Source organism: Enterobacteriaceae bacterium Kacie_13 (genome assembly GCA_013457415.1).
Lineage (GTDB): Bacteria > Pseudomonadota > Gammaproteobacteria > Enterobacterales > Enterobacteriaceae > Rahnella.
Genome location: CP045665.1, coordinates 1,706,329 through 1,721,273, shown reverse-complemented (window position 1 = coordinate 1,721,273; position 14,945 = coordinate 1,706,329). Strand labels below are relative to the sequence as shown.

At 52.0% G+C, this 14,945-nt stretch carries 13 protein-coding genes; 5 read left to right on the top strand and 8 right to left on the bottom strand.

The window, feature by feature from the left end; all coding sequences use genetic code 11:
- Positions 1-47 precede the first annotated feature (47 nt).
- Entirely contained in the window at positions 48-566 is a 519-nt protein-coding gene (fabA, locus tag GE278_07785; GenBank protein ID QLK60670.1) for a bifunctional 3-hydroxydecanoyl-ACP dehydratase/trans-2-decenoyl-ACP isomerase, read from the top strand.
- A 206-nt stretch (positions 567-772) separates the two neighbouring features.
- Here the strand turns inward: fabA and GE278_07780 are convergent, their stop codons facing one another.
- The 6 genes from GE278_07780 to rlmKL form a co-directional block, all read right to left on the bottom strand.
- Positions 773-940, bottom strand: coding sequence for a ribosome modulation factor (locus GE278_07780; protein QLK60669.1), 168 nt, complete (start codon positions 938-940; stop codon positions 773-775).
- A 275-nt stretch (positions 941-1,215) separates the two neighbouring features.
- Positions 1,216-1,785, bottom strand: a complete 570-nt coding sequence (pqiC, locus tag GE278_07775; GenBank protein QLK60668.1) for a membrane integrity-associated transporter subunit PqiC — start codon at positions 1,783-1,785, stop codon at positions 1,216-1,218.
- The gene (gene pqiB, locus GE278_07770) at positions 1,785-3,437 is read right to left on the bottom strand and encodes an intermembrane transport protein PqiB (GenBank protein ID QLK60667.1); all 1,653 of its coding nucleotides are present in this window, start codon (positions 3,435-3,437) and stop codon (positions 1,785-1,787) included. Before pqiB ends, pqiC begins: the two co-directional genes overlap by 1 nt.
- Positions 3,424-4,689 carry a membrane integrity-associated transporter subunit PqiA gene (gene pqiA / locus GE278_07765; GenBank protein QLK60666.1) on the bottom strand — a complete coding sequence of 422 codons (1,266 nt, stop codon included), beginning with the start codon at positions 4,687-4,689 and terminating at the stop codon, positions 3,424-3,426. Before pqiA ends, pqiB begins: the two co-directional genes overlap by 14 nt.
- A gap of 81 nt (positions 4,690-4,770) precedes the next feature.
- Complete coding sequence (locus tag GE278_07760; protein ID QLK60665.1) at positions 4,771-6,675, bottom strand: ABC transporter ATP-binding protein; 1,905 nt, start codon at positions 6,673-6,675, stop codon at positions 4,771-4,773.
- A gap of 5 nt (positions 6,676-6,680) precedes the next feature.
- Positions 6,681-8,801: a bifunctional 23S rRNA (guanine(2069)-N(7))-methyltransferase RlmK/23S rRNA (guanine(2445)-N(2))-methyltransferase RlmL gene (gene rlmKL / locus GE278_07755; GenBank protein ID QLK60664.1), complete on the bottom strand. Its 2,121-nt coding sequence runs from the start codon at positions 8,799-8,801 to the stop codon at positions 6,681-6,683.
- A 109-nt stretch (positions 8,802-8,910) separates the two neighbouring features.
- On the opposite strand from rlmKL, the gene GE278_07750 reads away from it, so the two are divergent.
- Positions 8,911-10,014: an MOSC domain-containing protein gene (locus GE278_07750; protein QLK60663.1), complete on the top strand. Its 1,104-nt coding sequence runs from the start codon at positions 8,911-8,913 to the stop codon at positions 10,012-10,014.
- Positions 10,015-10,083: 69 nt separating this feature from the next.
- Here GE278_07750 and GE278_07745 read toward each other — a convergent pair whose 3' ends face one another.
- Positions 10,084-10,632, bottom strand: coding sequence for a cell division protein ZapC (locus GE278_07745; protein ID QLK60662.1), 549 nt, complete (start codon positions 10,630-10,632; stop codon positions 10,084-10,086).
- A gap of 187 nt (positions 10,633-10,819) precedes the next feature.
- Positions 10,820-11,830 (bottom strand): quinone-dependent dihydroorotate dehydrogenase, encoded by a 1,011-nt coding sequence (gene pyrD, locus GE278_07740; protein QLK60661.1) that lies wholly within the window; start codon positions 11,828-11,830, stop codon positions 10,820-10,822.
- A 315-nt stretch (positions 11,831-12,145) separates the two neighbouring features.
- On the opposite strand from pyrD, the gene ssuE reads away from it, so the two are divergent.
- From ssuE to ssuD, 3 genes are read left to right on the top strand one after another with little or no spacing between them, the layout of a single operon-like run.
- Positions 12,146-12,727 carry an NADPH-dependent FMN reductase gene (ssuE, locus tag GE278_07735; protein QLK60660.1) on the top strand — a complete coding sequence of 194 codons (582 nt, stop codon included), beginning with the start codon at positions 12,146-12,148 and terminating at the stop codon, positions 12,725-12,727.
- A 16-nt stretch (positions 12,728-12,743) separates the two neighbouring features.
- Positions 12,744-13,724: an aliphatic sulfonate ABC transporter substrate-binding protein gene (locus GE278_07730; GenBank protein QLK60659.1), complete on the top strand. Its 981-nt coding sequence runs from the start codon at positions 12,744-12,746 to the stop codon at positions 13,722-13,724.
- A 58-nt stretch (positions 13,725-13,782) separates the two neighbouring features.
- Complete coding sequence (ssuD, locus tag GE278_07725; GenBank protein QLK60658.1) at positions 13,783-14,937, top strand: FMNH2-dependent alkanesulfonate monooxygenase; 1,155 nt, start codon at positions 13,783-13,785, stop codon at positions 14,935-14,937.
- Positions 14,938-14,945 lie beyond the last annotated feature (8 nt).

Below are 14,945 nucleotides of genomic sequence, written 5' to 3'. Positions count from 1 at the left end.
CTGTAAGCTAATCTTCGCCCTTCATTAAAATAAGGCTTACATAGAACATGGTAGATAAACGCGATTCCTATACGAAAGAAGACCTCATAGCTTCCGGGCGCAGTGAACTCTTCGGCGCTGGCGGTCCTCCGTTACCGTCAGGCAACATGCTGATGATGGATCGCATCGTCAAGATGCAAGAAGATGGCGGCACCCATGGCAAAGGCTATGTAGAAGCTGAACTGGATATCAATCCTGACCTGTGGTTCTTCGGCTGCCACTTCATCGGTGACCCGGTGATGCCTGGTTGTCTGGGTCTGGACGCCATGTGGCAGTTAGTGGGCTTCTATCTTGGCTGGCTCGGTGGCGAAGGCAAAGGCCGCGCACTCGGTGTCGGCGAAGTGAAATTCACCGGTCAGGTTCTGCCTACGGCTAAAGTAGTGACTTATCGCCTGAACTTCAAACGTGTCATCAACCGTAAACTGATCATGGGCGTTGCCGATGGTGAAGTGCTGGTTGACGGTGTGGTGATCTACACCGCGACCGATCTGAAAGTCGGTTTGTTCAAGGACGCAGCAGCGTTCTAAACGTTAAAATACCGCGTTTGACAGAACGGCGAGCCTATAAGGTTCGCCGTTTTTTATGTCTAATGATTTTTATGTCTGATGATTTTTGTTTTTGATTATTTTCATTGAGAACATTTTCGGAAACCGCGTCTGTGCCACTGCCAGCCCCACAAACGAAAACCTCCGCACGTAGCGGAGGTTGTTCCTTATTCTGACAGAGTCGTCGCTTAAGCGTTTACGGCCCTGACCTCCATGGCTTGTCGCCAACCCCCGAGCCAATGTGATCGGGCATCTAATGATTGGTATGGGCAAATCTCTTTTGAGCGCCCGCCAATACCTGCTTGATAACCACGTGATTGTGCCCGTTCCAGGCGATCGCGTTTTTGTCTCTTCATGCCTTGTATCCCTCATTTATTCAGGTCTAGGTGGAAAGAAAACAGTGGTACGCTTCTGCGTCCACCTCTAACAAATAGCCGCTATCGCAGACGAGGTCAATGCTCAAAATTCACGCCAATGTCATAAATTTGAGATATTTTATCGGATTGCGCGCAAAACAATCGCGCCTTAAGATTCACATCTGGCTGATCACAAATAAAAAATCCCGGCGTCTAAAATTTAGATACCGGGATTTTTGTTATTTAGCTTAAATAAAATTAAGCTTAAAAAGTTTTTATCTTACCTGTGCTGCGATCTGGCTTGCTTCTTGCTGCCATCCAGTCGCCAGAGTTCTGACCAGAGCGTCATACCCGTCTTCCCCCTGTTTCAGATTCAGTGCGAAATCACGCTGAACGGTCTGCCCCTGGCGAGTCAGTGTCCAGCTACCGCTTACCACGACAATGCCATCATAACGGCCGTGGAAACCGGTGACGTTCACATTCAGCACATCTTGATCGTCAGAACTGGCAGGCTGACCGGATACCAGATAGCCTGGCAAATCCCGGCGCAGATAGGTCACCAGTGATTGCTGAAGCTGCTGATCCAGTGGGCTGGCCCACAGGTTATTTTGCGTCAGCGTGTATTGCACATCATTGGTCTGATATACCAGCCCTGACCCTGCCAGATAATCAGCCACGCTCACGTGCTCCACCCACAGCTTACGCTGCTCCATTATGCCTGATGACATCACGCTGCCCGTCGCCGGTGCACTGCTCATCACCGGTAACTGGTAGTAGGTTTTCTGATCGCTGCTACTACAGGCGGTCAGGAATAATGCTAAGACGACAGGTATCCATTTTTTCATTATTTGGCCTTCTTCGGCTGAGGATCATCTTGCCCTGGGGCTGCGAAAATCAAAGCGTTACTTTTCTGGTTCAGGGTTTTCAGGACCGGCTGAAGCTCACGCAAGGTCTTATCCAGACTTTGCATATCGCCCACCAGATTACCGTACGCAGGTGAACCCGGCTGGAAACCTTTCAGGCTGCGGTTCAGCTGGATCAGCGTCTGCTGCATATCCTGAGGCAACGCCTTCATCTCTTTGCTGCTGACAATCGCATTCAGAGACTCAATCGTTTTTTGCGTTGACTTCATGGTTCTCTGACTTTCGGCGAGCGTACTGGTGGCTTCACGCAACATAGGTTCAATCGGCAGATTGTTGATTTTATCCAGCGTGGTCATCAGTTTCTGCTGGATCTGCGCGAATCCGCCACTCACAGTCGGCAGCAGTTTATGTCCGGCAATTTCCAGCGGCCCTTTCCACGGTTTTTCATTCGGATAGAAATCCAGATCGATAAACATTGAACCCGTCAGCAGGTTGGCAGATTTCATCGAAGCGCGCAGGCCGTGCGCGATACCATCGCGGATATGATCTTCGATATTGAAATTACTACCCAACAGTTGGTCAAAGCGATCAGGCTCGATGCGGATCAGCACCGGAATGCGATAATCGTCGGTGATTTGCTGGTTCATCACATTCAGCGGATAAGGCACTTCGGCTACGGTCCCCAGACGGATGCCACGGAATTCAACCGGAGCACCCGGTTGCAGGCCGCGAACGGAGTCAGAGAAGAACATCACGTAATCCATGTGGCGTGTATACAGCGATTCCTGAATACTTTTCTGATCGTCAAACAGCTGATAATTGTCGCCGTTTTTGGCGGCCTGACCTTGCGTCCAGCCATTGGGAATATCAAAGCTGACGCCTCCGCTAAACAAGGTGGTCAGAGAGCCCATCTCCACACGCATACCCGCAGCTGACATATCAAAATTCACGCCGCTGTCTTTCCAGAAGCGAACATTGTCGGACACCAGCGTGTCGTAAGGTGCGCGGATGAACAGCTGATATTTGATGTTACGGGCTTGCGGATCAAAGTGGCTGGTTTCAACCGTGCCCACCTGGAAACCACGGAACAACACCGGGTCACCGGGGCTAAGCTGGCCAGAGCGTTCACTCTCCAGCACCACGCGGATGCCTTTAGCATCCGGCGAGGCCAGCGGCGGTGAGTCATCAAGTTTATATTCTGATTTTTCGCTGCCTTTATTGCCCGGTTGTAGCTGAATATACGCACCGGACAACAATGTGCCCAGACCGGAGACACCTTCGCGGCCGATTTGCGGTTTCACCACCCAAAACACGGAATCATTACGCAGCATTTTTTCCATACCGGTGTTCAAACGCGCCTTGATGATCACCTGCTGCAGGTTCTCGCTGAGCGTCACGGACTCTACTTTACCCACGTCGACGTTTCGGCTTTTGATGGTGGTTTTCCCGCCCTCAATCCCTTCAGCCGTGGTGGTGATCAGAGTGACTTCCGGTCCCTGATGGCTATAGTGGTAAAACAGGATCCATGCCCCGATTAGCGCAGTGACGATCGGGACAATCCACACTGGTGACCAGCGTTTTATCTTTTCTACTTTGGCCGTTCCGTCATGCTCTGCCATATTATTTCCTGCCATTTTTTGGCTCCTTTGTAGACTTCATTCCAGCACGATCCCAAATGAGCCTTGGGTCAAACGTCATTGCAGCGAACATAGTGAGGATGACGACGCCAGCAAAAAGCAGCGCGCCGATGTCCGGATAAATACTCATGAGCTGCCCCATTCTTACCAGTGCAGAAAGTACCGCGATTACAAACACGTCGATCATCGACCAGCGGCCGACAAATTCAACCAGTTCATAAATCACATGCAACCTTTCACGGTCGATTTCTTTATTGCTGTTTGCGTCCCAGCACAGCCACGCAATGGCAATCATTTTTAAGGTCGGCACCATGATACTGGCGATAAAAATCACCATAGCCACCGGGTACGAACCGTCACTCCACAGCAGCACAACACCGGCCATGATCGTTGAGGGCATCGGGGTTCCGAGAACCTGCGTGATCATGATAGGCAGCAGATTCGCCGGGAGATATAACAAAACTGAGGTGACCAGCAGCGCCATCGTCCACTGCAGGCTGTTTCTACGTCGCGCATGCCCTTTGCTTTTACAACGGCCACACTCGGTCTGATCGACAGGCAAAATTGCCATGCAGCAGTGACAAGAGCGAAGTCCCTGACGCAGACCGCTTTCACCCACGCGAACGGGTTGTTCCACCGCTGGCGCTGGCTCGATGTGCTGCCATAACCAGAAACGATCGGTACACTGGAAAGCCCGCAGTTGCAGCAAACAAAACAGAACATAAGGGATGAAACTGGTACCCACCCCCACATCCCCGTAGGCCATCAGTTTCACGAAGCTGACCAGAACGCCGGCGAGAAAAATCTCCACCATGCACCAGCTTTTCAGCCTGAACAGGGTGCGGGCGATACTGACTTTCCAGTGAACAGGGATATTCATCCCATGATAAAGGATGATGATCGACACCATGCAGATTGCCGGAAGCAATTGCACGACGATCATAAAAAGGGATGCCATACTGGCGTAATCTTCTGACACCAGTACCTGCGGGATCTGTACCAGCGTAACTTCGCTGCTCAGACCGGCAACGTTCATATTAACGAAGGGGAAAAGGTTGGCCAGCGCCAACATAAATAAGGCGCTGATTGCGTAACCGACAGGACGTCTGCGCGGTTCATTCCAGCGGGTTGTCAGCGTCGTATGGCAACGGGGACAAACGGCCTTTTGCCCGATATGCAAACCAGGTATTGCCACCAGCATGTCGCATTGGGGGCATAAGATGTGCGGGCCATGGGCATCAGAACACACAATCGACTCCTCAATAGCGGAAAGGCCAAAAATATCGGCAACCGGTTATCCATTAAGTCGGTTGCCGATAAGCGTGCAGTGTTAGCCGTTTTTCTGCGCTTCCAGCGCTTCCCAACGTTCGAACGCCTGCTCTAACTCCTGCTCTGCCGCAGCGAAAGCGGCAAGCACTTGCTGAGTTTCTTCATGAGGAAGTGTGAAGAAGTTCGCATCGCTCATCTGCTGTTGCAGTGCTTCAATTTTTTCTTCCAGTGTGCTGATTTGCAGAGGCAATTGTTCCAGCTCACGTTGTTGATTATAGCTGAGCTTGTTCGCCGTGCGTTTGGCCGGTTCTGCTTTAGGCTGCGCGGCCGGTTTACTTTCTGTCGGTGCGACCTGACGGATTGGCTTCTGGTTGCGACGCTGCTGCTGCGCATCAAAGTAACCACCCACATAACTGTTGATCACCCCGTTACCTTCGTAAATCCAGCATTCTGTCGCCGAATTATCCACGAATTCACGGTCATGGCTCACCAGCATCACGGTGCCCTGATAGCTGTCGATCATTTCTTCCAGCAGTTCCAGCGTTTCCACATCCAGGTCATTAGTCGGTTCATCGAGAATCAACAGGTTACTTGGACGCAGGAACAATTTTGCCAGCAGCAGACGGTTACGTTCGCCGCCTGACAGCGCTTTCACCGGCGTCATCGCGCGTTTCGGGTGGAACAGGAAGTCCTGCAAATAGCCCAGCACATGACGTGAGCGGCCGTTGACCATCACTTCTTGTTTACCTTCGGCAAGGTTATCCATCACGGTACGTTCAGGATCAAGTTCGGCACGGTGCTGATCGAAGTAAGCCACTTCCAGCTTAGTCCCGCAGTGAACGCGGCCGCTGTCGGCCTGAATCTGACTTAACATCAGTTTGAGCAATGTGGTTTTACCACACCCGTTCGGACCCACCAGCGCAATTTTATCACCGCGCATCACTTGTGCTGAGAAATGACTCACCAGTTGCTTACCGGCAATCGCGTAGCTGACATCTTCCATTTCGAAGACAATTTTGCCGGACGTTGAAGCTTCAACGACCTGCATTTTGGCGGTGCCCATCACTTCACGGCGATCAGAGCGCTCTTTACGCAACGCTTTCAGGGCGCGAACACGGCCTTCGTTACGGGTACGACGGGCTTTGATACCCTGACGGATCCAGACTTCTTCCTGCGCCAGCTTTTTATCGAACTCCGCATTTTGCAGTTCTTCAACGCGTAACGCTTCTTCTTTCGCCAGCAGGTAAGCTTCGTAATTACCTGGATAGGACACCAGTTTGCCGCGATCGAGATCGACAATACGTGTCGCCATATTGCGGATGAAAGAACGGTCATGGGAAATGAAGATGATACTGCCCTGAAACTCTTTCAGGAACTCTTCCAGCCACGCGATACTCTCGATATCCAGGTGGTTGGTCGGTTCGTCAAGCAACAAAATCTGTGGTGCGCTGACCAGTGCCCGGCCCAGCGCGGCTTTACGCAGCCAGCCGCCGGAAAGAGATTTCAATTCGGTATCCGCATCCAGACCCAGTTTCAACAAGACTTCATTAATCCGGCTGTCGAGCTGCCACAGCCCCTGATGATCGAGGATCTCCATCACCTGAGCCAGTTTGTTCATGTTCTTTTCACTCGGATCAGTTTCGACCAGATGCGAAATGGCGTGATATGCCTTCAGATGCTCAGCCTGCTCGAACACGCCCTCAGAGACGAAATCAAACACGGTACCGGCAACGTTGCGCGGCGGATCCTGTTGCAGACGCGCCACAATCAGATCCTGTTCGTACACAATGCGCCCGTCATCGAGCGGCACTTCGCGGTTCAGAATTTTCATCAGCGTCGATTTACCGGCGCCGTTACGGCCCACAAGACACACGCGCTCGTTTGGCTCAATGTGCAATTCGGTGTTATCCAACAGCGGCGAGTCACTGAATGACAGCCAGGCACCTGACATACTAATTAACGACATAAACTTTATTTTTCCTCGCCAGCATGGGACAGCAGCCAGCAGTTATGAATTTGACGATTACGGGCGAAATCCTGTGACAGGGTTTGGCTGGTGATTTCTTTCGCGCTCAGACCCAGCTTGCTCAGTCCGTCGAGATCCATCTGGAAACCGCGCTTGTTGTTGGAGAACATGATGGTACCGTTGCGACGCAGAATACGCTTCAAATCTTTCATTAATGAAAGATGATCGCGCTGAACGTCGAAACTTTCGGCCATGCGTTTGGAGTTAGAGAACGTCGGTGGATCGATGAAGATCACATCAAATTGTTCGTCGCACATGCCGAGGTAAGACAGGCAATCCGCCTGAATCAGGCGATGCTGACGTCCGGTCAGGCCGTTAACGCGCAGGTTTTTCTCCGCCCATTCCAGATAAGTACGAGACATATCGACGGTGGTAGTGCTGCGTGCGCCGCCCAGGCCCGCATGAACACTGGCAGTGCCGGTGTAAGCAAACAGGTTAAGGAAGTCTTTACCGTTGCTCATCTCGCCCAGCATTTTGCGCGCGATGCGGTGATCGAGGAATAAACCGGTATCGAGATAATCAGTCAGGTTCACCCAAAGCTTAGCGTTAAACTCTTCCACCAGCTGGAATTCACCTTTCTGCGCCAGTTTTTCGTACTGGTTGGTGCCCTTCTGACGTTCGCGGGTTTTCAACACCAGCTGGCTGGAGGAAATATCCAGCACGGAGAGCGTAGCATTTATCACGTCGAACAGACGCTGACGGGCTTTTTGCGCATCAACCGTTTTTGGCGGTGCATATTCCTGAACTACGACTTTGCTGCCGTAGCGGTCGACGGCCACGTTGTAATCAGGCAAATCAGCGTCATACAGACGATAACATTCGATCCCCTGCTGTTTGGCCCATTTTTCCAGCTTTTTGACATTTTTGCGCAGACGGTTGGCGTAATCTTCTGCCATCTGCACGCCTGCGGCGCCGGTCGGGTTTTCAGAAAGCTGATAATTTTTCTGTACGCATTCCAGCGGGCCGTTTTTAGCTTTGAACTGACGGTCGGCGCGCAGTTGCACACAACTCAGCAATTCAGGCGATGCGCTGAAAAGCGACAGCTGCCAGCCGCCGAACTGCATCTTCATGATGCGGCCCAGCTGGTTATGTAATGCAATCAGAGCCGGTTCGCTTTCCAGACGTTCACCGTATGGCGGGTTGCTGATGACGGTGCCTGTCGGGCCTTCAGGTAACGGATTCACCAGTTTGCCGACTTCAGCGGCTTCGAAACTGATCAACTCTGAAACACCGGCGCGGCGGGCGTTGGAACGTGCCATCTCGATCACACGGCGGTCGATATCAGAGCCAAAGAAACGCGAGGTGGTTTCCTGCACGGCGCGGCGGGTACGTACCTGCGCTTCCGCTGTCAGTTCACGCCACAGTTCGGTATCAAATTTATTCCAGCCGGTGAAACCCCAGTGCGGGCGATGCAGGCCGGGCGCGCGATCGGCGGCGATCATTGCCGCTTCGATAAGCAAAGTACCAGAACCACACATCGGATCCAGCATCGGTGTGCCGGACTCCCAGCCGGAACGCATCACGATAGCAGCTGCCAGGTTTTCTTTCAGGGGTGCCTGACCGGCAAGGTCACGATAGCCACGCTGATGCAGGCCTTCGCCGCTCAGATCCAGCGCCACACTGGCGGTGTCACGTTGCAGGAAGACGTTAACCCGGATATCCGGAAGCTGTTTAGCGACATTAGGACGTTCGTCCATTTTGCGGGTAAAGCTGTCAACGATGGCATCTTTTACTTTCAATGCACCGTACTGACTGTTGCGGATTTCGTCATTCAGGCCGCTGAAATGGACCGCGAAGGTTTTATCGACGCTGAAAATTTCCGGCCAGTCGATCGCCATCACGCCCATATACAGGTCTAAGTCACTGTGGACTTTGAATTCGTTCAGAGGCAGAAGGATGCGCGAAGCCAGACGGCTCCACAGCAAACTTTTATACATCAGGCGATCGTCACCTTCAAAATGCACCCCTCCCTGCACAACTTTGCAGGCTTGCGCACCCAGCGTTTCCAGTTCGCTTTTTAACAGTTCTTCCAGTCCACGCGCCGTGCTGGCAAACAAAGAGTTCATATCGACATATCACCAAAAATAAAATAGTTGCGCATTATAGCTAATCCCGGGCGCTTGTCATAAAGTCTCTGGTTCTCTTTTAGGATCAAAATCAGAGAGGCGATATTAAGTGCCCATTCTTTCACGTTTATTTGTTCACCCGATAAAATCCATGCGCGGCCTGCAAGTTTCACATGCACTGGTCACGGCGACGGGTCTGGCATTTGACCGCCAGTTTATGCTGACGGATCCTCATGGCATGTTTATTACCGCCCGCCAGTATCCGAATCTGGTGTTGTTCACCCCGGTTCTGTTACCCGATGGTCTGATGATCGCCGCACCAGAAGGCGACAGCATCAGCGTCAAATTCGCTGAATTCAACGGCCAGAACGCGCCGACAGAAGTCTGGGGCAATCAGTTTACCTCACTCATCGCGCCAGAACCGGTAAATCGCTGGTTAAGTGGTTATTTAAAGCGTGAAGTTCAACTGCGCTGGGTCGGCGAAGAACCGACCCGCCGGGTAAAAAAACATCCTGAAGTGCCGCTTTCATTTGCCGACGGATTCCCGTATCTGTTGATCAATGAAGCCTCCATGCTGGATTTGCAAGGCCGATGTCCAGGTGGCGTCAGAACGGAGCAGTTCCGCCCCAACATTGTGGTCAGCGGTGCTGAGGCTTATGCCGAAGATACCTGGCAAACGATCCGTGTTGGCGAGGTTATTTTCGATCTGGTTAAACCGTGCAGCCGCTGTATTTTCACCACGGTCAGCATTGAGAAGGGGCGCAAACATCCCGGCGGCGAACCGCTGAAAACGCTGCAAAGTTACCGGACGGCCAGCGACGGCGATGTTGATTTCGGTCAGAACATGATTGCCCGCAATACCGGCGTGATTCGCGCTGGCGACAGCGTGCAGGTGCTGGCGACTAAACCGCCGCGCCTTTACGGCGCCGGTAAAGTGGTTGAAAGCATTGAAGCACCTAAAAACAGCGCGCAGACTCTGACGATAAATTATCAGGGAACCGAATTTACCGGCAACAATCAGCAGATTTTACTCGAACAGCTTGAGTTACAGGGGTTACGCATCCCTTATTCTTGCAGGGCAGGGATTTGCGGAGCCTGTAAAATGACGCTACAAGACGGGCAGGTTTCGCCGCTGAAAGAAAGCGCGGTGGGGAAAGACGGGACGATTTTGGCATGCAGCTGTATTCCGGCATCAGACATCGTGCTCGGCTAAAATATTTGAAACAGGCAGGAAAGTCAGGCGGGCTTTATCAGTATTTGACTCAATCAAAAAGATAAAGGATTAAACCGCCTGATCGTAAAGGTCGCGATTACTGGTGCGGACAGTGGCTGGCATCAGACGATCGTGCATAATCTTAATCGCATCGCCCAACACCATTCCCCGCCCGGCCACCGTCAGTCTTTCCTGCGCCAGCAGGCACAGACTGGCATTGTCGCCGGATTCCACAATAAGTAATGTAGCCTGCTCACCGCTTTCCATCACCTGCACCTGGGCAAGTTGTCCGTTACCTGGCTGGAAAGGATGCACCTGGTGACTAAAGTGCCAGCTCTTAGGCATCAGCGGTTTTAAGAAGCGATAAGCGACTAAGGCGTTTAATACTAATTCGGCGCGTTGCTCGGCTCCGAGTTTAATCTGTTTACATTGCTCTTCGAAATCAAAATATAACGCGGCGTCATCAACGCAAAATGTCATTTCGCCGAAAGCGTCAGGCGTTAACATTTTAGCCGGGAAACGGGAACGAAAAATCATGCCATTGGCCAGATCCAGCATCAGCCGGTCGTGTTCAGTATCAAAATACCAACGCCAATTATCATCTGGTTTGATTTTCATTTCGTCATCCTGTTCACCCTCAATGCCCGCCAATCTGACTTCATTACCTGCTATTCCGTTAAGAATAGAATTTTTTATAATGAAAAGAAATCAGACAAATCCTGAGTCTTAATTAAGGTCAGTGGACAAAATATAGACGAGCCGGATTAATAAATAAACCCCTGACTCGTCTTCGGGATGAAAAATATTAGATGTGGGTGACAATATCTTTGATGAGACGCGGGCCTTTGAAGATAAATCCGGAATAGATTTGAATTAAAGATGCACCCGCCGCCATTTTTTCGCGCGCTGCGGTTAAAGAATCAATCCCTCCGACGCCAATAATAGGGAGGCGACCTTGTAATTCATTCGACAACATACGGATGATTTCTGTACTGCGCAGCTGCACCGGACGTCCGCTGAGGCCACCCACTTGTTCGCAATAATTAAGTCCCTGGACAAGTTTACGATCAAGCGTTGTGTTGGTCGCTATAACGCCATCTATATTATGACGCACCAGACTGTCGGCTATTTGGATCAATTCTTCTTGTGAAAGATCCGGCGCGATCTTCACGGCAACCGGCACATATTTCTGGTGCCGCTGCTGAAGCTCAAGCTGCTTATTCTTGATCGCCGCCAGTAAATCATCCAGCGCTTCGCCGTATTGCAGTGAACGTAATCCCGGCGTGTTTGGCGATGAAATATTCACCGCGATATAGCCCGCATACGGATATACCTTCTCCATACAGGTCAGATAATCGTCTTTACCTTGCTCAACCGGGGTATCTTTATTCTTACCAATATTAATGCCGATGATGCCGCCAAAATGGGATTTTTTGACGTTATTGACCAGATTGTCGACGCCGTGGTTATTAAAACCCATGCGGTTAATCAGACCTTCTGCTTCAACGATTCGGAATATACGGGGTTTTTCATTTCCGTCCTGCGCACGCGGTGTAACGGTGCCCACTTCTACAAATCCAAAGCCCATTGCCCCAAACGCATCAATACAGGTGCCATCTTTATCCAGACCTGCGGCCAGACCTAATGGGTTTTTAAAAGATAATCCCATGCAGCTGACAGGTTTAGTTGGCACAGACTGGCGGATCAAAAATTCAAGGGGAGTGCCGGAAATGCGGCTCAGCTGACGAAAGGTTAACTCGTGTGCGCGCTCTGGATCGAGCTGAAACAGTGCTTTCCTGACAAGAGGATAATACATGGAGACTCCTGGATTCCCGGTGGCTAGACGGGGCGGTATTATCGACTAACCGTCAGCCAATTGGAAACGTTAACCGAGCATTTGTGGCAATAAATGCGTTTCTGCGCAAACGATTACTTTCTATTTACTTTCGATTCACGTTTTACGCACTTCCCCCTGCCATCTCGACCTGTCCGTCTGCTGTCTTTATCCGTTTTGTGACTATGAATAGCCAAAATTAAGATTTCCGCTCCCACAGCGTTGCCTGCTAGTTTTAATCCACTTTGTTAAGAATAATGATGGTTCTATAACATATTGTTATAAGGAAGAATAAACATGCGCGTTATTTCCCTCGCAGGCAGCCCCCGACAGCCGTCCCGCTCTTCTTCCCTGCTGGCACTTAGCCACCAGTGGCTGGCAAGCCGTGGTGTGGAAGTCTTTACCTACAATCTTCAGGATTTCTCCGCTGACGATCTGCTATTCGCAAATTTCTCCAGCCCGCAACTCAAGCAGCTGATTGCTGAACTGGCGAGCGCGGACGGGTTGATCGTGGCGACGCCGGTGTACAAAGCGTCATTTTCTGGCGCACTGAAAACGCTGCTGGATTTACTGCCTGAACGCGCACTCGACCATAAAGTCGTGCTGCCGCTGGCGACCGCCGGTTCTATCGGCCACATGCTGGCGGTGGATTACGCTCTTAAGCCGGTTCTCGCATCGCTGAAAGCGCAAGAAGTTTTGCAGGGTGTATTCGCCGATGACAGCCTGATTACCGATTATCACACCTTCCCGGCAACGCTCGATCCGGCACTTGCCGAACGTCTGAACGAATCGCTGGAAAACTTTTATCTGGCACTCAGCCGTCGCCGACCGATTGCCACCTCCGCAGCTACGCTTTCAGCGCAAGTTTTGCGCGTCTGACTAAAAGGAATTCACCATGACTGCGTCATTCTCTTTGTCATCACTACGCCGCCTGCCAGTGGTCGCCGGTTTGCTTACCAGCTTTCTCCTAAGCGGCCACGCACTGGCCGAAGAAAAAGCGCCGGAACAACTGCGCATCGCTTACCAGAAGGGATCTGTCGGGCTGGTGCTGGCGAAATCGCACAAACTGCTGGAAACGCGTTTTCCCGATACCAAAATCACCTGGATCGAATTCCCGGCTGGACCGCAGATTCTCGAAGCACTCAACGTCGGCAGTATTGATTTAGGCGGCACCGGTGATTTGCCACCGCTGTTCGCGCAGGCAGCGGGCGCAGATTTGCTGTATATCGGCTCGGAACCGCCAAAGCCAAAAGCAGAAGTCATTCTGGTCGATAACGACAGCCCGATCAAAAGCGTCGCCGATCTGAAAGGTCATAAAGTTGCCTTCCAGAAAGGTTCCAGCTCGCACAATTTACTGATCCGCGCCCTGCAACAGGCGGGGCTTAAGCTCAGCGATATCCAGCCAGTCTATCTGACGCCCGCCGATGCGCGCGCGGCATTCCAGCAGCATGATGTCGATGCCTGGGCCATCTGGGATCCGTACTACTCTGCCGCACAAGTTCAGGGAAATGTTCGGGTGCTGATCGATGGTTCGTCGTTGCATCAGACCGGTTCCTTCTATCTTGCGCCGAAAAAATATACCGAAGCCAATCCGCAGTTTATCCAGCAGGTTCTGACGGTGTTAACGCAGGCGAATGCGCTGACCAAAACCGATCGCGATCAGAGCATCAAACTGCTTTCCCAGTCGATGGGGCTGCCGGAAAAAGTGGTGGCGTCGTATCTGGATCATTTGCCGGATTTGCCCATCACGCCGGTCAGTGCTGAAACGGAAAAGCGCCAGCAGCAAACCGCCGATCTGTTCTACGAAAACCATATTTTGCCAAAGCAAGTCGACATCAAAGACCGAATCTGGAAACCGACTGTACAAGCAAACTGAGTATCCAACTATTTAACCGCCACCCACGAGCGGAAACGAACGAGAGAGGAGTATCCCTATGAGTCTGAACGTATTTTGGTTTTTACCTACCCACGGCGACGGTCGCTATTTAGGCACGGAAGAAGGTGCGCGCATTGTTGACCACGGTTATCTGCAACAGATTGCACAAGCGGCCGACCGCTTAGGGTTCGGCGGCGTGCTGCTGCCTACTGGTCGTTCATGCGAAGACTCATGGCTGGTGGCCGCTTCATTGATTTCCGTTACCCAGAAGCTGAAATTCCTGGTGGCGCTTCGCCCGGGGATTATCTCCCCGACGCTGGCGGCCCGTCAGGCAGCAACGCTCGACAGGCTGTCCGGTGGTCGTGCGTTGTTTAATCTGGTGACCGGCGGCGATCCGGCCGAGCTGGCCGCCGAAGGTCTTCATCTTAATCACAAAGAACGTTACGAAGCTTCCGCCGAGTTTACCCGCATCTGGCGTCGCGTGCTGGAAGGCGAAACGGTGGATTACGAAGGCAAACACATTCAGGTTAAAGGCGCGAGCCTGATGCATCCGCCGGTTCAGTACCCTCGCCCGCCGTTATATTTCGGTGGTTCTTCTGAGGAAGCTCAGGATCTGGCCGCTGAACAAGTGGAACTGTATCTGACATGGGGTGAACCTCCGGCTTCCGTGAAAGAAAAAATTGATCAGGTTCGCGCGAAAGCTGCTGCCCATGGTCGCACGGTGCGTTTCGGTATCCGTCTGCACGTCATTGTGCGCGAAACGAATGAAGAAGCCTGGCAGGCCGCCGAGCGGCTCATTGCCAATATCGACGATGAAACCATTCAACGCGCACAGGCGGCGTTTGCCAAAACCGATTCCGTTGGGCAGCACCGTATGGCGGCGTTACACGGCGGCGATCGCAACAAACTGGAAATTTATCCAAACTTGTGGGCTGGCATCGGTCTGGTGCGCACTGGCGCAGGCACTGCGCTGGTAGGCGACGGTCCAACCGTAGCGGCACGTATGCAGGAATACGCCGATCTGGGCATCGACACCTTTATTTTTTCCGGTTATCCGCATCTGGAAGAAGCCTACCGCGTCAGCGAACTGCTGTTCCCGCATCTGGATCTGGCGACACCGGAAGAAGACAACGTGGTGAAGAAAGCTATTTTGCCACGCGGTGAACTGGTTGCTCACGACTTTGCCAACAAAAAAGTCGCCAGCCAGCATTAAGGAGTACG